We start from the raw sequence: 18355 nt of genomic DNA on the forward strand, positions 1-18355 counted from the left end.
CTCTTAACAGGTAAGATGAATTATATTGATCGGGGCAAAGATTAAACCGGCATTTCCATAAACTGATAAAAACCGTTTGGACAAGATCCTTCGCATCGTCGGGAGAACCTGTTGAACGATAAGCCACCTGATATAAGACTCTCCAGTTTCTTTTATAAAACTCATCAAAGGCCCGGATATCTCCTTGCTTAATTAACGTTATTAACTCTACTTCAGACAGCATTTTTCATCTAATAAATAATACAGATCTCCCTTTAAGTAAGCCTATATTACTAATAATTGGTTTTTTGATAATTGGTATTGCAATTAAATTATAATTACGACTTGTTTATGCAATTAATTTAGCAATTTATTCATCTATATTGCTATCTGGTTAATTACACTAAAGTTAATTTATCAGCTGTTAAAACAGCTCCATTTTATTTATAAGTATAAATTATTTATACGATGTTAACTGGCTTATAATTTTGACAGAATTCATTCTGCCACCATTTAAAAGTATATAAAAATTGGATAAGTACAAAATAGCAACATAAATGTTACTTAAAAACCGGCATCAATATTTAAATGMAAGATACTTATTCACTGCATTTTATATTTCCAAATAATCAAAACCGGCATTCTTTATCCTTTGTTTATTAAACTATTTCTTTTTGGGAATCTGCGCCAGGAGCCATTTGGTTATATCTTCTGCCGCCTTATCATTTTCAAAACCCATTGACGGTGTAAGCCGCCCGTTAGTGTATTCATTATATATCCATGGATCGCCAACTGCAAACACTATCCCCTTTCCGTACCGGGCAACGGCTACAATTATTTTGTTACTATCTGTAAGTACGGGTTTTGCATTTAACGATAATTTAAGCGTTGCTATATCCTTCAAATAAATCTTCCCGGCCGTTTTAAATACAGGATTATCCGGGGGCACATTTATCGCTCCCATTTCAAATTGTTTGTCAATAACATGCTTATACAAATCATCATTAAAATGAATTCCAAATTTTTCAGCAAGGTTATTTAAATGAGGTAGTTCGGCATTAGCGCTGTCATTTGCAAGCATTACCAACACACCACCATTTTTAACCCAATCGGTTATGGCTTCAACATGTCGGGGCTCAATATAATTAGGATTGGCCGTTTCTTTCCTCGTATCAGGGTCAACAATAATATAAATATCAGTACCTTTTAAACTTTCTGCGCTGGGTTGCTCTGTAAGGCTTTTCAGGCTTGCACCATGCTGTTTAAAAATATCCCCCCATATTGAATATCCGGAACTTTTGGTATCCTCCCAGGTATAATGAAAACGCTCCATCGCACCCGATGCATTTTTACGATATTCATTATTAAAGAAATAATCCAAAGTAACGGTTTTAGTTTGAGCCCTTGCTGCAGGTATAAATATTCCTGCAAACAATGCTATTATGGTGTATTGTTTAAATTGCATCAGTAGCTTATTTTAATTTTAATTCTCTGCATTTATCTCTATTACCATGCTGGTTAACGGGATTAACTTTCCCGGGGTTAAATTAAGCCCCATGGTCATCAAATAATCACCACTAAAAACACGACCATTTTCTGCAAGGTTTGACCTGGCGCCCGGCATAAGGTTTGTTTCTTCCACTTTATATAATTTTTGATTGTCCAATCCCTGTAGCCGCACCCTGTTAAATACTTCTTTATACCTTGTGTTAAGGTTGTAATTAAACAAAACAGCCTTTGACTTTTCGGCATTTACATACATAGCCACCATGCGGTTTTCATCGTAGGGAGAAATAATACGGTACAGATCGCCAAACCAGATTGTATTGTTTAGCCGGCTATAGTTTTTAACAGCCTGCTTGCTAAACTGCAGTTCCTCATCGGTCATTTTGCTTACTTTAATATCATACCCCAGCTTACCCATCATGGCAACATCTGTACGAAATTTGATAGATTGTTTTCCCCAGGATGTAACATGGCTTGAGATAGTTAAGGCCGGGAAAAAATTACTATATCCCCATTGTATATACACGCGCTCCAGGGGATCGGTATCATCACTGGGCCAAAACTCGGTAAAGTATTTTAAAGCCCCATAGTCGGTACGGCCCCCGCCTCCCGAACACAGCATAATAGGTAAATGCGGATATTTTTGCCTTATACGATCTAAGATTTTATAAAGGCTTAAAGTATAGTCAACAAACAATGCCGACTGCCGATCCTTTAAATATGGCGACCAGGTATTACTCATACTTCGGTTACAATCCCATTTAATATAAGCCAGGCCAGGATTCTTAGTTAGCATATCAACCACCGTATGGTATACATAGTCGGCTACTTTAGGATTTGCAAGGTCTAACACTAACTGGTTGCGCTGATAATTTTCATCCCGGTTAGGTAATTTTAAAATCCAATCCGGATGCTGCTCATATAATTCACTTTTAGGATTTACCATTTCCGGCTCAAGCCAGATGCCAAATTTTAATCCCTTAGTCTCAGCTTGTTTAACCAAATAGCCTATCCCGTTTGGTAATTTTGCCTTGTTCTCCTGCCAATCTCCCAATCCCGCTTTGTCGTTATCACGCGGGTATTTGTTTCCGAACCATCCGTCATCAAGCAAAAACAGATCGACACCCAGTTTTGTAGCATCATCAAATAAGCCCACTAATTCTTTTTCATCAAAATTAACATGCGTGGCCTCCCAGTTATTTAATAAGGTGAGGCGCGGTTTATTACCATCCAGTACACCATAATTGCGCGCCCATTGATGCAAATTCCGGCTCGCCTGTCCCTTTCCTGTAGTTGAATAAGTAAAAATAAACGCCGGTGTTACAAAGGTTTCGCCTTTTTTTAATTTATAGGCTGATGCATAGGGGTTAATGCCCGATATTACTCTTAAGGCGTTGCGTTCATCTATTTCAAAATGGAATTGAAAATTGCCTGTCCAGGCTAATGTACCTGCAATTAACTCCCCGGTTGTTTCATCTGCCGGTTTATTTAGCGCGAGGAAAAATACCGGGGTTTGGTACATATCAGCGCGGGTGCCCAATTTACTGTCTATCTCTTTTACGCCGCTTGTAAGCTTGCTTTCCTGCATTTTCATTTCAGAGGCCCAATCGCCATGAAATTGTGTAAGCCAATAATCTTTAGCCTCAAAATGCAACATAGATGAAGCATAATTTTCTAAGGTTATTTCACTTTTTTCATCATTTTTTATTTCGGCCCACGATTTTATGATATCCTCTTTATTAAAAGCCTGGTAATGCAATATTACCTGGATTGGATATTTGGGATCCTGCAACAATATGTTGGTTTCTGAAATATTTTCGTCTAAATTTTTTGTTGTGTGGTTTACATACCTTAGCTCGAGCGATGGGTTACCGTCGCTATGAATTAAGCGGATGGCAGGTTGTAACAGGTCTTCCATCCCCCCGGTAATATAAGCCTCATGTTTATTATTAGGAATTAAGCTATTATCTGCCTGATTTAAAAACCGTTTCCCCAGGTATGCCTGGTATACCCTGTTATTGGCACCTACTTTAAGTACTACACTTGTGTTTTTTGTTGTTATAGTTATTATTTCTTTATCGGTTTGCGCGCTTGCAGCAGCACCGACAAAAAAAAGTACCAGGTAAATATATAGCACTAATCTATTCATATAAAGAGGTTGATTTTACCTGGATAAACTCTCTTTGATAATTTAAAGGGCTTTTGCCGGTAATCCGTTTAAAGTATTTATGAAAATTTGCAAAATTGTTGAAGCCGCTTTCATAACATAATTGCTTTAAGGGCAGCCTGTTTTCTATAAGTAACTTACAGGCGTGCCCAACTTTAATCTCCAGCAAAAATTTAGAATAGGTTTTGTGCGTGCGCGATTTAAAATACCGGCAAAATGAGTTTGGACTAACCCCAGCCAATTCGGCAAGTTCGTCCATATGTATTTTATTTTTAAAGTTGGCCAGTGAATACTCATAAATAACATTGATGCTGTCATTTCGCGACTCCTCAACATTCGGGCTAAATCCTATTGATGATAAGCTATCGGCCTGGTCACATTCGGCAATGGCATTTAATACCTCCATCAATAATAATATTCTTTTTGCCCCTTCGGCAACAAGCAGCCTTCCCATAATTTCGGCAATAGCTTTTTTTGCTTTTCCGGTAATTTGTATCCCACGCCTGGCTTTTTCCAGAACCGTTTTTATCATCTTGTTCTCCGGCAGTTGCAAAAAATCATTTCCCCAAAAATTCTCGCAAAAATGAGCAACCCTGATGTCAACTTCGGCACTATTTTCCCTGGAAAAATAGATATCATCAAACCGCCAGTAATGTGGCAGATATGATCCTACCATTACAATATCGCCGGTATTAAACTGCCGTATATTATCACCTATAAATTGAGTTCCGCTACCTTTTTCAAAGTGGATCAACTCAACTTCCGGGTGATAATGCCATTTGTTATTAATAGAAGGAACCAGGTCGCGCCGTACACTAAAGGACTGAGCCGGGCCAGATGATACTTTTAGCAATTGTGGTTTCATTTAACTTAATTTACCATTAACAATAGTTCAAATTATTAATCAAGCGCCCCGGTTTTTATTTCACCGGCAAGTTTGCCTGTTTGGGTATTCACATCTCCCTTAACCACAAGCTTAATTACTGTTGCAATACTATCAACAGCCTTATCGGTTACATTTATAGTTATGCCGGCATTACCTGCGTTGGTTTTCAAACCCTCCCCCTCGTCAAGCATTTTAGCACTAACAACTTCATTTTTTAACCCTGGAATTACCAGTTTACCATCGGCGGGCCAGTTAAATACAGAAAAATACAGTATTGTATTTTTACCATCGGGCTTAAGGGTGCAACGCCCCCAGCTTAGCGGTTGTAACGGGCTTGCCTTGGTAGCGTATATAGCTTCGCTGTTTACCTTCATCCATTCGCCCATCTTTTTTAAAGTAGTTATGCTTTCCTGCGGGAACTCACCCTCGGCAGTGGGGCCAACATTTAACAGGTAATTTCCACCTTTTGAGGCTATATCAATTAAGTTGTGGATCAAAGTTTCGGCAGTTTTCCACTTATGGTCGTAACTTTTATAACCCCAGGTTCCATTCATGGTCATGCAGGTTTCCCAGTCTTTTCCGTCAAGCTCACTAAGGTTAGGGATCTTTTGTTCGGGTGTTTTATAATCGCCGGCAAAATTGGGGCGTTTAAGCCGGTCGTTGGTGATGATATTGGGTTGTAACTTTAATACGTCCTGAAGTTTTTGCGCAAACTCATCCGTCATTGCTGTTGGCGTATCCCACCAAATTACAGCAACATCGCCATAATTAGTAAGCAGCTCTTTTACCTGCGGTACGGCTACTTTATCAATATATTGAGCCATAGTGCTCGAGGTTTGTGCAGGGTCCCAATGGCCGCTGTTTTCTTTAGTATAGGCATCAATCTTTGCCGAATCGGGGTTTGCCCAGCCTTCGCTGCTTATTTTACGTGCCGCTGCTCCACCCGGGTTATTCCAGTCCTGGGCCTGTGAATAATAAAAGCCCAGTTTAATACCATATTTGCGGCAAGCTGCAGCTAATGGTTTTAAAACATCTTTACCATAAGGTGTAGCATCGGCAATATTCCATTTACTGGCATTTGATTTAAACATGGCAAAACCATCATGATGCTTTGCAGTTATCACAATGTATTTCATGCCTGCCTCTTTAGCCAGCTTTACCCAGGCGTCCGGATCGTATTTTACAGGATTAAACTTTTTAGCGTACTGTTGGTATTCGGCTACCGGGATTTTACCCCTGTTCATGATCCACTCTCCGCCGCGTCCTACCTCATGCCCCTTGTATACGCCCCCCAATCCGGCATAATCGCCCCAGTGAATAAACATTCCGAAACGGGCTTCGCGCCACCATTTCATACGTTCGTCGCGGGTAAGCTCTTTTTGAGCAAAAACAGTATGCGTAAATAGTAGCAATAGCAAACAAGCTATAAAATATTTTTTCATATTGGTTTACTTTTTAGCGGGTTACCGCTATGGTTTATAATGATTTGCAATTATGCTAATTGGTTATGAGCACGCGTTTGTACCGCTCTTACCCTAAGATACAAGCACGATGATGTTTGGTACCACCTCGGATCGGTAATAATCTACGAAAACGTTATAGTAGTGTGATTAATTTTAATTGATGGGAATTATTCAGAAGATTGCAGGACTTCTTTCATAAGTAGGTGGTACATCACGCAGAAGCCGGCTTTTTACATAATTCAGGTCGGTAGAGCCTTAGTTTTGTGGAATCTTTAATGATCGGAATAATGAACAGCTGATCTTGCCATCCAATGGCTTCGTTAAAAGAATAATTGTTATTTTTGTAATACAGATAAGAGCAGACACGCTAAATAATGACCATATGACAGTTGCAAACAAAAATATCGTTGACACCTACTCGGGATTGTTTGAGGGACTAGATGCATTTACGAAATTGGAACTTATTGAACGTTTGTCTAAATCTTTGAAAAAAGAGAAAAATTCAAACGAAAGCGCATTTTTTAAATCATACGGTGCCTTCGGATCAGATAAGCCAGCCGAAGAAATCGTAAAGGAAATAAAAGCCTCCAGAAAGTTCCGGGAAAAAGACCTTAAGTTCTAATGCAATATCTTCTTGATACCAGCATTTGTGTGTTCTTTTTGCGGGGCAAGTTAGACTTAGCCACCATTATACGTGAAAAAGAGCGTACGAATTTTTTCATTTCCGAGATAACTGTTGTTGAACTACGATTTGGTGCAGAAAATAGTGAGCATCCACCTAAAGCGCACAGAGCAGTAGATGATTTTGTTGGTGGGCTTTCTATCATACCCATATTCGGAAGTATAAGACGCTACGCGAAAGAGAAAGTACGTTTGAGAAAGATAGGCAAGCCTATTAATGACGAGTTTGATCTTCTAATTGGGATTACCGCCGTAGAAAATAACCTTACCTTGGTTACCGACAATGTTAAAGATTTTGACAGAATTGAGGGAATCATAATTGAAAACTGGTATAAAAAAAATTAGACACCATTGAGTTCCAGGTTTATTCCCTCCTTCTTCAACAATCATTCCCACCTGCTTATATAAAATATACGGGTTTAACCTATAATAATTCCCATTATCTTCTAAAATCAAAAGTAGAGAATATATCTATTTTCCGGGCCAGCCTACTTGAGGTACAGGCCCAAATTGTTTATAGCGATAGGTCCGCTGGCTTTAAGTATAGTCAGTTTAACTTTCCAGGCTATGGTGGCAGGAAATTTCAAGATCTGTTTCTTTCCAACAACTCCACTCCCCCCGGCTAATAATTTCCAGTCGCTATTTACCAGCGCTTCAATTTTATAGCTGTTTATATGCTGTCCCAGTGCCTCGCTGAATTGAAAGGTATTGATGTCAACAGGGCCTTCCATATCAATCTCAATCGTAGCGTTTGTTATGCCTTCGCCGGCACACCAATAAGTACTGCTGTTTCCGTCAATTGCTTTCTCGCCGCCAAATTCACGGGAATTGCCTTTAACATTGCTGGTGTTTACCGGGCGGTTTAGCGCCAGGTTTAAACCGGGTGGTTTATTATAATCTGTTTCAACCGGAGAGGCTTTTACTTGCTTATTAGGAAACATACTTACTGTATTCGCTGCATACCCTATATTTCTTAATCCTGTTATTCCCAGCCTATCCGCCAGCTGTGCCAGGTAAAGGCTTTGTATAGCAACCGGAAAYCCGTAAGAATCGAAGTTACCTTCCGTTAAAACCGGGCTGCTGTCAAACAGTCTTGCTGTTTGCTCCCTTTTGCCAATACATCCGATAGCCCAGTTTACTGCACCAGGCGGGTTTTGGATTATATATGTTTTGGCTACGCAATTCCAGGCAACGGCCCAGCCCATCGTCCAGCCGTGGCCAGAGCCTGCGGCACCACGGTTCATAAAATCTATACCTCCATCGGGTACCGTGCAGTTATCAACCAATAACCCGGTAGCCCATCGTTGGTGTGGCTGTATGCGGCTGCCTATACCCTTAAAAGTGCAATTAAGCAAAACATTAGGCCCCGGAATTAATGAAGATGTCCAAACAAAATAAGTATTACCACCTGTAATTTCGCAACGGTCAATTAGGTTTTCGCTCCCTTCCAAACTAAAATCCGTTGGTTTAGATGCACCAAGATTTGGATAAGTATGCTTAACAATAACCTTTTCCATGGTGATCCTGCTGCCGGCAAGTACTGTTGTATTCATTGTTTCTTCGCAAAACACATTTTTAACCCAGCAGTCATCACCACCAACACGTATACCGGCATAGGGGGCATGTCCATAATCAATTTCAAGGGGCGGGCATTGGATATGAATATTTTCTATCCCAACCTGTGTAACACGCGATACTGACTTTACTTTTGCAACCTCAATACCCGGCGGGTTTAAAAACCTGGAATCATACGAATCAGCAAGGGGGATATCTACCGTCAATTTATTGCCCGATATGGCTGTAATTCTTCTTTTGCTAATACCCCTTGACCCTGCTTTGATCCATGTTTGCGGTTTACCCTCGCGGGTCATATTATCCATTCCCATAAAATGAACCCAGTTTTCAGTTACTGGTCTGTTTATGGCTATGGTATCCCCGATGGCAAATCCAGAGGCATCCGCCACAGTAAAAGCTATTGCGCCCGATGGTACATAAGCATCGGTAATTAAGGTTTTGGTAGTGTTTACTATATCGCTATCTGATCTTTCTGTTTTTCCTAATGGCACATTTATATTGCCTCGGCCAATTATTATAGCAGTATGAGGACTGCCAACCATTTTAATTGTTGTTCTTCCAATTCCACTACCGGTACCCCGCAATACTATTCCTGGTGTTGACAAAATGATTGGACCAGAACAAATAAATACCCCAGGAGCCAGCTCCACTGCTCCTCTAAATCCATTCTTTAATGGCATTGCCGCCACCTGGTTAATGGCGTTCTGAATTAATTGCGTATCATCGTATCCGCCTGACGATTTTACCAAACATTTTACGGGCACAACGGGCAAAGCCACGCCACCACCCATATAACCGGCTTGTGAAAAATCCATGATCTTATCGCCGGTTGGTGTGGTTTTATAAACCAGTTTGCCATTGGCACCCCGATAAACCCACTGGCTTGTTCCTTTTTGCGCAAATGTGTTAACAGCAATTAGCCAGCATAGGATGAATGCAGTAATATTTTTCATTGATATTTTAATGCTTAGCGTTATAACCTACATCTGCAGCATCAAGAACATGTGCTTTAACAGTTGCAGTGCTAAGCTCATCTGCCCCGATATCAAAAGGTGCAATACGGGCCTGCCCGTCCATATCAACATTAACTCCTGGATAAGATGCAGTTGCATGATCAATGGCAGGGCTGCCGGATTGAAGGTGATAAGTACCTGAAGATGTTTTAACCAGTTTAGGATCAACTGTTTTATAACCCTCAGCTGGTATATTGCCGGCATCCTTTACATTATACAAAATATTGCCTGCCCATAGCGGGTTGGTATAAGGCCCTGAAATAGCAGCCGCAGATCCCCCACCCTGAATAATATTATTCACTACTGTAACATAAGTGGCTCCCAGTCCATTCTTACGTTCTGTTTGAATAATATTTTCCTTATTATTAATCAGTGTGTTAAATCCAATCAATATCCTATCAGGCCGGTCATGCGCTGTTAATTGTGCACCATCAGCTACTTCACCGTCGCCATTACCAATTACCATGGCCGAATTGCAATTTTCAAAATAATTACTATAAATCAGGTGGTCGTCGCCAAAAATGCGAAGTCCCGGCGTGTTGAAGAAATAATTTCCGTATACCAAACTTTTGTTGCCATGACGTAAAGTAAACTGAGCCGGACAATCCCGAAAGGTATTATACCTGAGTGTTACCGCCGACGCTTTAACCGAGATCAATTCATTCTCGCCCTGGCACTTTTCAAATAAATTATATTCAACAATACTATTGCTTGATGATAAACTAAAACCGCTTAACCCAAACTGAAGCGCTTCGGCACCGTTTTTACCGCCCTGGCTGGCAAAATTGTTAAAATAGTTATGATGAATATGCAATCTTTCGGCAATTTGCTTGCCCTCGCCACGGATAGCGATAAACCGTCCCATGGCATTTTTATTTTGAAAGGTATTATAATCAATTTCCTGGTTGCTGCCGGCAACGGTAAGTTCCTCGCCATCACCCGGGTTTTCAAAAAGGTTTTGTGTAAAACGGCAATTGCTTGTACCTACGCCTGTTTTTGCACGACCGGCGGCATGTGTAAATTTAAAGCCCCGTATAACAATATATGCTGCCGGGTTCATCAGGCTAAAGCCACCTTTTCCGGTAATTTCTGTCTTGCCTAAGTTTTGTGCGGCAATTGTTATAGGTTCCTTCTCAGTGCCTTTATTATTAACAATAATATCCTCTGTTGTTGTATAAACACCATCAGTAAGAGCAATCAGGTCACCCGGTTTAGCCTTATTAATGGCCTTTTGCAAATCGGCAATAGAAGACACTGTTATAGTATTTGCTAAAAGTATTGTTGAAGAAAATAACGATAAAACAATAAATACAAAAGCTAATCTGGCGATATTACTTTTTAAATAAATCTGAAGGTGTTTCTTATACATTATCATAGGTTTTTTTATTGGATGGATATGACAACGCTAACTTCGACTTAATTTTTATTGGTTTAATTGCACAAAAAAGCTAATTGATATGCTGAATTGACCATACCATTATTGTTACAATTGAATTGAAAGCTACTCACGCAACCACACTGCCTGTAGAGGCATACCGAACGTTGACACGTGGGATATCGGCCTTGCAGAATAGACGCTGGGAGAATAAAAACAGAGAAGGGATACCTATTTATTAAAAACGCCCTGCCATGTGTAAAATCATAGCAGGGCGTTTCGTCTTAATACCCGGGGTTTTGGGTAAGATTAGGATTTAAAGAAATCTCCCTTGCAGGGATGGGATACAAATTTAGCGTAGGTACTATATTACCTATTGAGCCATTAACCGGCTTGTTGGTTGCTTTATAATCAGTCATAACCTGTACAAAGATATTCCACCTGATCAGGTCGAACCATCTTTCGGCTTCAAAGCAAAGCTCCACACGGCGCTCTTTACGAATGGCTGTACGTGCATCGGCCTGAGATAAACCGGTTTTAGAGGCCAAACCTGAGCGATTACGGACCAGGTTAAGCTGGGTTAACGCATCGCTTGTTTTGCCGTTCTCATTCAAGGCTTCGGCATACAGCAAAATGATATCGCCATAGCGCAGTACCGGCCAATCGTTATCGCCCTCGCTGTTGGCTCCCACACTTTGATAAATAAACTTTTTAGCATAGTAATACACCAGCGTGCCAGAAGTATAAACGCCAATAGCGGTGTTTAAACGATTATCACCTGGTTCAAAAGCATTATAAAGATCGGGGGTGCCGATATTATTGCTGTTACCAGTAACGGCCGTAATGGTAGTTCCCGATGGCTGCGGCACAAAGTTCCTTGCAAAAGTATTACCCTCGCCAAAGCCACCGCCAAGATATTGTACCGAAAATATAATATCCTTGTTATTATCCTTACCCTGCCCGAAGATCTGATCGTAGGGAATAAGTGTACCGGAAGTAGCCGCAACGGTAGCCAAAATCGATTCGGCCTGGGTGAACTTGTTCTCGAACATGTAAACCTTACCTAAAAGGGCATTAGCTGCAATACTGGTAGCCCGGCCAATATCCGACCCGGTGTAACTTGCCGGCAATACGGCCGCGGCCTCGGTCAAATCCTTTTCAATTTGCGCATAAACAGCGGCAGCGGTAACACGATTATAGGTATAAGCCTGCTGCTCCGAGGTAATTTCGGTCAATATCAGCGGCACGCCTCCATACATGCGCACCAGGTTAAAATACATTAAAGCCCTTAAAAATTTGGCCTGCCCGGTATAACTGTTGCGATTCGCGTCGGTCATAACAGGGGTGCCAACGTGCCCCAATACAATATTAGCATAGGCTATGGTAGCGTAAAAACGGGTCCAGGCATTTTGTAAATTGGTTGATGTGGCTGTCCAGGTTAGTTTATCTTCTTCGCCATACAGTACCTCGCTTTCGCCATAAGTTTGGGCATTATCAGAAGGGAGCTCACCAAACCCATACTGCTCGTTATAAATAGGCCTCAGACTGCTGTAGGTGCCGTTAAGCGCGGTTTTGATATCTATCTCGGTAGTGTAATAAGTGGTTACCGGAACAATGCCCTGGGGCGTAATGTTAACAAACGATTTTTTACAGGAGGTTAGCGCCACACTTAAAATAAGTATGGATATACTGCATATAATTAATTTTTTAATTTTCATGATCTTTAGTGTTATTGCAATTAAAATCCAAAATTGATACCTATAATAATTGTGCGCGCCGTAGGATAAGTTCCCTGGTCAACACCCGGCGTAGTGGGATCGCTTCCCATGATATTGGCTTCCGGGTTGTAGCCGGTATATTTAGTAATCAGGAAAGGATTTTGAGCCGTTACATAAAGTCTGGCCGATTTTACAAAAAGCTTACGCAACGTGATGTCGCTCAGGCGGTAACCCAGCGTAATGTTCCTTACCCGCAGGTACGATCCGTTTTCCACACTCAGGCTTGTTAAGGCAGGGCCGGGAAGCGCACTGGTGGCAATCGGGCTTGCGTACAAAACATTTCTTGTAGGATCGGCCGGGTCAAAGTAGTTTTTATAATATTTGCTCAGCGAGTTTTGGTTGTTGTTGCCTGTAAGGGTTTGCCTGTTATTACCGTTAATGATATTCACCCCCTGCACACCTTGTATCAATATGCTCAGATCAAAGTTTTTGTATTGGAAAGTATTAGTTAAACCATAAGTAAAATCGGGCAGGCCGTGGCCTAATGCCGTAACATCCTTAACGTTAATTACGCCGTCACCATTCTGGTCTTTGATCATCAGGTCGCCTATATTATTACCAGAAGCAACTTTGGCATTATTGGCAAGGTCGGCCGCATTTCTATACACGCCCGCAATTTGATAGCCGTACATAATACCCAAAGGCTGGCCTACTTTTACCTGGTAAACGTTGTTCCAGCCGTTAATAGCCTGAACAGCCGGTAAAGCAGCCGGACCGCCCAAATCAAGCACCTTGGTTTTATAGGTGGAGAAGTTGGCATTGGTATTCCAGTTTACCGGGCCTAACCTGAAACTGGTGCTGGCCGTAAACTCAAATCCCTTGTTTTGCAGCTTACCCAGGTTGGCCTGGTACGATGTTGCATAGCCAACATCAAGCGGCAAAGCCTTATTAAGCAACATTCCGTTTGAATTGCGGATAAAATAATCAAAGGTTAGCGCAATTTTGTTTTGCATAAAGCCAATATCTGTACCAACACTGGTCTGATCGTTCTTTTCCCAGGTCAAATCAGGGTTTGCAAAGCCTGTTTGCTGTGTGCCGAACAAGCGGTTGCTGCCGGATGCATAATTTTTATTTAACGCAATGGAGTTTACATATGTAAAACTGCCAATGTTAGCATTACCTGTGCGGCCGTATCCACCTCTCAGCTTCAATTCATTAATGCTTAATTTGGCCAGTGGCTCTTTCAGGAAAGACTCCTCGGCTAAACGCCAGCCCATAGAGAATGAAGGGAATACTGCATACCTGTTGTTTGGTCCAAAGCGTGATGAAGCATCCTGGCGAACAGCGGCGGTGAACAGATATTTACGACTATAATCATAAGTAAACCTGCCCGCGTAAGACAGGAAAGTATTAGCATCGAAAACCTCGGTACCAACTGTATTAGGTGATGCCAGCGGGCTTTGTACGGCAGTGGTGATAAATGTACCCGGCAAACCGGCGGTATAATTTATTTGCGAATTATATTTTTGGGCCGAAAACAAACCCAGCACATTAAAGTGATGCTGGCCAATCTGCTTATCATAAGTGGCGGTATTTTCCCAAACCCAGTCAAAACTGTTACGCACATTGTCTGAAGCAAAAATGCCCGCCAATTGAGGGTTTGAAGCAGAAGCCGTTGGTGCCGAGCTATAGGCCATGGTACCCGGTATATAGCCATGAACCTGCTCATTCTCCAGCGTGGCGCCTATATAGGTTTTTAATTTTAACGCAGGGATAGGCGTATATTCTAAAAAGGCGTTACTTAATGTACGGAATGCCCTGGAACGGTTTATAGACTGACTTAAAATATTTACCGGGCTGTAAAAGTTACTGGCAGAAAATACTGCTGTAGGCGACAGGTTATAACCCAGTTCGCGGTCATAAGGCTCTGCAAAATCGCCGTTGGCACGGTATACCGGTACAATAGGCTGAAAAGTTAAAGCCTGGTTAAGCGGGCTCGGCAAATTCAAGTTGGCCACTAATCCGGGTACGCCAACTATATAATCGGCGGGGTTGGCGCCGGCACCGCTGGCCTGGCCAGATGAAGGTTGCCTAAACTGCTCGGCATATGATGGAGAAATGGAGAAACTGAACTTTAGGTTTTTAATAATATCCGCATCCAGGTTTACGCGGGTAGTGTAACGGCTGTAATCAGTGCCAATTAATACCCCTTTTTGTCTGAAAAAGCCGGCAGAAGCATTAAAGCGGATTTTCTCGCTGCCACCAGAGGCATTCAATTCAAAATCACTAACCGGAGCCGACCTGAAAATAGCCTTTTGCCAGTCAACATCCGGCAGACCAGAGATATCACCATCTAATATGCTGGGATACTGTAAACCTTTAATGCGGCTGAGGTCTTTAACCTGTTGCACATACTGATCCTTTTTTAAAACACTAATATACTTGGTTACGTTCTGGATGCCGGAATAGGCGGTAACAGCAAACGTAGTTTTACCTGCCTTGCCCCTTTTGGTAGTAACCAGCACTACGCCGTTGGCCGCACGTGAGCCGTAAATAGCTGCCGATGCCGCATCTTTAAGTACCTCTAACGACTCAATATCACCAGGGTTAATCAGGTTAAAATTGGCGGCTGTTTCCAGCGGATAGCCATCAACTACATATAAGGGATCATTGGACGAACTTAATGAGCTTACGCCACGCACACGAATGGTAGGCGCAGCGCCCGGTTTTGCACCCTGGTCTGATTGTACCTGTACACCAGCCGCTAAACCTGCCAAAGCTTCACCAGGAGTGCCTACCGGCTGATTTCCAATGTTTTTACCATCAACCTTTGTAATTGCCGCTGTTACAGTAGCTCTTGATTGCGTACCATAACCAACAACAATAACATCGCTAAGCGTTCGGGGCGCATCAGCAAGGGTTACGTTAATCACTGTGTTACCGCCAACGGTAATTTCACGGGTAACAAAGCCTATAAAAGAAAACACAAGTACACTGTTATTATCGGGCACCTTAATTGAATAGCCACCATTATTATCAGATACGGTGCCTTCCTGGGTGCCTTTTAATTTAATACTTACCCCTGGCAAAGCCTGCCCCTGGCTATCTGTTACCTTTCCGGTAATAGATATAGCTTGAATAACCGGTTTATTAACGTGGCTTTTTTGCTTTATTACAACCGTATTGTCGTCGCCAAAAACTATCTCTACAGGCTGGTTAGCAAAACATTGGTTTAATACGTTTTTTAACGCCGCATGATTAACATTAATAGTTACAGGGTTTGTTACTTTTATAATAGCAGCATCGCAAATAAAGTTGTACCCGGTTTGTTTGGTTAACTGGTTAAGCACTTCATTAACAGATGCATTTTTTACATTTATACTAACCTCCTGAGCATAGCTTGCAGCATTTACCTGCAAAAAAGTAACCATTAAAATAATGATTGTAAGTTTCATGATCAGAAGGAATTTAGGCGCATGGCAAGGCATCTCCCCGCACTTTAGTGCAGTAAAAATTTTATACATTTGTTTAGGATTAAATAATTGGTTATCGTATTAATTGGTTTTTTATCCGCGTTAGCCTTTGTCAGCTAAACAATGCCGGGGGTGGTCTCAACACTCCCGGTTTTTGGATTTTTAATGGGATGTAGTTATTTAGCTATAATAGTTACCCTCCTTCCTTCAATTACAAAATGAACTTTATCCAATATCTCGATATTTTTTACCAGGCTTGATAAACTCTTGGAGCGGGAATAGTTACCTGTAAAGTTAATATCGTCCATATCACCTTTAAAAACCACGTCCACATCATACCACCTGGAAATTTTTTTCATCATGTTTTTAATGTTTTCATTATTGAAAATGAACATGCCATTTTTCCAGGCCATAATTTCATCAACGTCCGCCGGTTTAACTTTCACATCTTGTGTTAAATCATTCACTGCCATTTGGCCCGGCTTAATAAAAGTATACTTGTTGTTGTAATTTATTTTAACAGCGCCTTCCAGCAGGGTTGTTGTAATATTATTTTCATCGGCATAGGCGCTGATATTAAAATGGGTACCCAATACCTCTACCACCTGTTTATCATTCACATTTATTTTAAACGGCATACGCTTGTTTTTTGCCACTTCAAAGTAAGCCTCCCCAATTAGTGTAACTTTTCTTTCAATTCCGGTAAAAGTGATTGKGAAGGTTAGCGACGAAGATGAGTTTAACCAAACCTTAGTACCATCGGGCAGTACAACGTCATACTTGCCCCCCCGCGGAATGGTAATGGTGGTTAAGGCATTACCCTTTAATTGCTCATTGTTTTCTCCGTCATTTTTGATAACTAAACCATTTCCGGATTTAGATATGGCTACGCTGCCTTGCTTACTTAATACACCATTTGCGGCGTTATCAAGCACTATCTGTTTCCCGTTTGATAGTGTTAAAACAGCTTTGTTGGAGCCGGGTGGAATATCATTTTCTATTACTTTAGTCCTCTTGGCGATGTATGATACCGGCTTTACACGGTTTAAACTAATAAAAAACAGKCTAATGGATATAAATAACAATACAGCTGCTGCTGCCGCAAATTGCCACCTATATCTATTTATAACAGGTATTTTTTGTTGATGAATACTTTTTTGCAATTTGTTACGCAATAATAACCGTATGTGATCCTCATCGCCCATGGTACTTTTATTCCACAGATCATCAGTCAATCCAGCCTTATCCTGGTAGTTTTTTATCAGTAACTCTTCCTCGGGGCTACAGTTCCCTTTTAAATATTTCTCGCACAGAGAAAGATATTGTTCTTCGGTCATCAATCAGGGTACGTATGGGTTTAATATTGGGTTATATAAGTATAGATACATATGGATGCGGCAACACACATAAAAACAAAAAAATATTTTTGCTTTAGTATGCAATCCATGAAGAGATTGGGATAATAATCAAGAACTCCGGTTAAAAAGTTTATTAACTGATTTTTAATCCATAGCTTTATGTTACCAATTGTATGCTCAACCAAAGTTTAACAGATCCCGAATTAATTGGGGCAATGCTTCAGAATGACGAAAAAGCGTTCAATCAACTTTTTGAACGCTATTGGTCGCGTGTTTATACAGTTGCCTACCGATATGTTAAAGACGAAGAAGCATGCCTGGAAATAACTCATGATATTTTTTTGAATATTTGGAACAAGCGGCATGAGTTAAATATAAACTCTTTTAAAAGCTATGTAATTACCGCCGCCAGTTATCATGGTATCCGCAAAAAGCAAACGCTCAAAGCCGCCCCAATTCACTATGTAGAAGATTATGAAAATAGCGAAGATGATGCCTATGCACTTAATCAACTTTCGGAAACGAATGAAGGTGAAACAAAAATATGGGAAACCGAATTTGATTTGACGATTGACACGTTATTAAATGACCTGCCCAAAAGATGCCGCGAAATTTACAAAATGAGTAGAAAAGACAATTTGTCTATCAGTGAGATCTCTACCCGTTTAAATATCTCCAAACGCACCGTTGAAAATCAGCTCACCAATGCCCTGAAGCACCTGCGCACCTCGTTAAAATACATGCTTATCATTATTATAATAGCAAGTTGGTAACAAAACTTAACGGACTGCCGTTCCCTTAAACCGAAATTATTTAACGCCAATTATACCTGCTAATGGCCTTTTGCTTTGTAAAAAGTTACGCCTAAAGGAGTTAATGCGGTTAATTATATATCATCGGCCAATGAAAAAATTAAAAGAGAATTTGCCAATAACTTTATAGCTACCAAAATCACATATGGTTTAAATCAATTTCCTATATTTGCGCAATTGCTCCCGTAGTTCAACGGATAGAATTATGGTTTCCGGTACCATCGATATGAGTTCGAATCTCGTCGGGAGCACTAAATGCGACTACATTGCTACCAAAGGATTGCTGCAAAAAGAGCAATCCTTTTTTTATTGACTTCCAATAAGTTGCAGGCAAACACATGGTTAACCC

The 18355-nt window shown here is 41.0% G+C and carries 13 protein-coding genes and 1 tRNA gene; 4 read left to right on the plus strand and 10 right to left on the minus strand.

The window, feature by feature from the left end; all coding sequences use genetic code 11:
- The 5 genes from AC1DPZ_RS04085 to AC1DPZ_RS04105 all read right to left on the minus strand — a co-directional run.
- Positions 1–223 (minus strand): RNA polymerase sigma factor (locus AC1DPZ_RS04085; protein WP_477401438.1); only part of this gene is annotated, 223 nt, incomplete at its 3' end.
- Between the two features lie 420 nt (positions 224–643).
- Entirely contained in the window at positions 644–1444 is an 801-nt protein-coding gene (locus AC1DPZ_RS04090) for a DUF4350 domain-containing protein (protein WP_477401439.1), read from the minus strand.
- 18 nt (positions 1445–1462) lie between these two features.
- Positions 1463–3634, minus strand: a complete 2172-nt coding sequence (locus tag AC1DPZ_RS04095) for an alpha-galactosidase (protein ID WP_477401441.1) — start codon at positions 3632–3634, stop codon at positions 1463–1465.
- Positions 3627–4517 (minus strand): AraC family transcriptional regulator, encoded by an 891-nt coding sequence (locus AC1DPZ_RS04100; RefSeq protein ID WP_477401442.1) that lies wholly within the window; start codon positions 4515–4517, stop codon positions 3627–3629. The genes AC1DPZ_RS04095 and AC1DPZ_RS04100 overlap by 8 nt, the downstream gene beginning before the upstream one ends.
- Before the next feature lie 35 nt (positions 4518–4552).
- Positions 4553–5980, minus strand: coding sequence for an alpha-L-fucosidase (locus AC1DPZ_RS04105; RefSeq protein ID WP_477401444.1), 1428 nt, complete (start codon positions 5978–5980; stop codon positions 4553–4555).
- Between the two features lie 403 nt (positions 5981–6383).
- Here AC1DPZ_RS04105 and AC1DPZ_RS04110 point away from each other — a divergent pair, with 403 nt between their 5' ends.
- Both AC1DPZ_RS04110 and AC1DPZ_RS04115 read left to right on the plus strand, forming a co-directional pair.
- Positions 6384–6623, plus strand: coding sequence for a hypothetical protein (locus AC1DPZ_RS04110; protein ID WP_477401445.1), 240 nt, complete (start codon positions 6384–6386; stop codon positions 6621–6623).
- A complete protein-coding gene (locus tag AC1DPZ_RS04115) occupies positions 6623–7027 on the plus strand; it encodes a PIN domain-containing protein (RefSeq protein ID WP_477401447.1) in 405 nt (134 codons plus the stop codon). Before AC1DPZ_RS04110 ends, AC1DPZ_RS04115 begins: the two co-directional genes overlap by 1 nt.
- A gap of 143 nt (positions 7028–7170) precedes the next feature.
- On the opposite strand, the gene AC1DPZ_RS04120 is transcribed toward AC1DPZ_RS04115, so the two are convergent.
- The 5 genes from AC1DPZ_RS04120 to AC1DPZ_RS04140 form a co-directional block, all read right to left on the minus strand.
- A complete protein-coding gene (locus AC1DPZ_RS04120; RefSeq protein ID WP_477401449.1) occupies positions 7171–9210 on the minus strand; it encodes a discoidin domain-containing protein in 2040 nt (679 codons plus the stop codon).
- Positions 9211–9217: 7 nt separating this feature from the next.
- On the minus strand, positions 9218–10525 hold the full coding sequence (locus tag AC1DPZ_RS04125) for a chondroitinase-B domain-containing protein (RefSeq protein ID WP_477401450.1): 1308 nt from the start codon (positions 10523–10525) through the stop codon (positions 9218–9220).
- A 404-nt stretch (positions 10526–10929) separates the two neighbouring features.
- Positions 10930–12363, minus strand: coding sequence for a RagB/SusD family nutrient uptake outer membrane protein (locus AC1DPZ_RS04130; RefSeq protein WP_477401451.1), 1434 nt, complete (start codon positions 12361–12363; stop codon positions 10930–10932).
- 20 nt (positions 12364–12383) lie between these two features.
- Complete coding sequence (locus AC1DPZ_RS04135) at positions 12384–15887, minus strand: SusC/RagA family TonB-linked outer membrane protein (protein ID WP_477401453.1); 3504 nt, start codon at positions 15885–15887, stop codon at positions 12384–12386.
- Between the two features lie 125 nt (positions 15888–16012).
- The gene (locus AC1DPZ_RS04140) at positions 16013–17173 is read right to left on the minus strand and encodes a FecR family protein (protein ID WP_477401454.1); all 1161 of its coding nucleotides are present in this window, start codon (positions 17171–17173) and stop codon (positions 16013–16015) included.
- 194 nt (positions 17174–17367) lie between these two features.
- Between AC1DPZ_RS04140 and AC1DPZ_RS04145 the strand changes: the two genes are divergently transcribed.
- Both AC1DPZ_RS04145 and AC1DPZ_RS04150 read left to right on the plus strand, forming a co-directional pair.
- Positions 17368–17967, plus strand: a complete 600-nt coding sequence (locus tag AC1DPZ_RS04145) for an RNA polymerase sigma-70 factor (protein WP_477401456.1) — start codon at positions 17368–17370, stop codon at positions 17965–17967.
- Positions 17968–18185: 218 nt separating this feature from the next.
- Positions 18186–18257: transfer RNA gene (locus tag AC1DPZ_RS04150), tRNA-Arg, on the plus strand.
- The last annotated feature ends 98 nt before the right edge of the window (positions 18258–18355 follow it).

This window comes from Mucilaginibacter sp. P4_G9 (assembly GCF_056400985.1).

Bases quoted from the DNA above. Each gene is read 5' to 3' on its own strand.
- AC1DPZ_RS04090 (WP_477401439.1), bottom strand. From the start codon at position 1,444: ATGCAATTTAAACAATACACCATAATAGCATTGTTTGCAGGAATATTT.
- AC1DPZ_RS04095 (WP_477401441.1), bottom strand. From the start codon at position 3,634: ATGAATAGATTAGTGCTATATATTTACCTGGTACTTTTTTTTGTCGGT.
- AC1DPZ_RS04100 (WP_477401442.1), bottom strand. From the start codon at position 4,517: ATGAAACCACAATTGCTAAAAGTATCATCTGGCCCGGCTCAGTCCTTT.
- AC1DPZ_RS04105 (WP_477401444.1), bottom strand. From the start codon at position 5,980: ATGAAAAAATATTTTATAGCTTGTTTGCTATTGCTACTATTTACGCAT.
- AC1DPZ_RS04110 (WP_477401445.1), top strand. From the start codon at position 6,384: ATGACAGTTGCAAACAAAAATATCGTTGACACCTACTCGGGATTGTTT.
- AC1DPZ_RS04115 (WP_477401447.1), top strand. From the start codon at position 6,623: ATGCAATATCTTCTTGATACCAGCATTTGTGTGTTCTTTTTGCGGGGC.
- AC1DPZ_RS04130 (WP_477401451.1), bottom strand. From the start codon at position 12,363: ATGAAAATTAAAAAATTAATTATATGCAGTATATCCATACTTATTTTA.
- AC1DPZ_RS04135 (WP_477401453.1), bottom strand. From the start codon at position 15,887: ATGTATAAAATTTTTACTGCACTAAAGTGCGGGGAGATGCCTTGCCAT.
- AC1DPZ_RS04145 (WP_477401456.1), top strand. From the start codon at position 17,368: ATGCTCAACCAAAGTTTAACAGATCCCGAATTAATTGGGGCAATGCTT.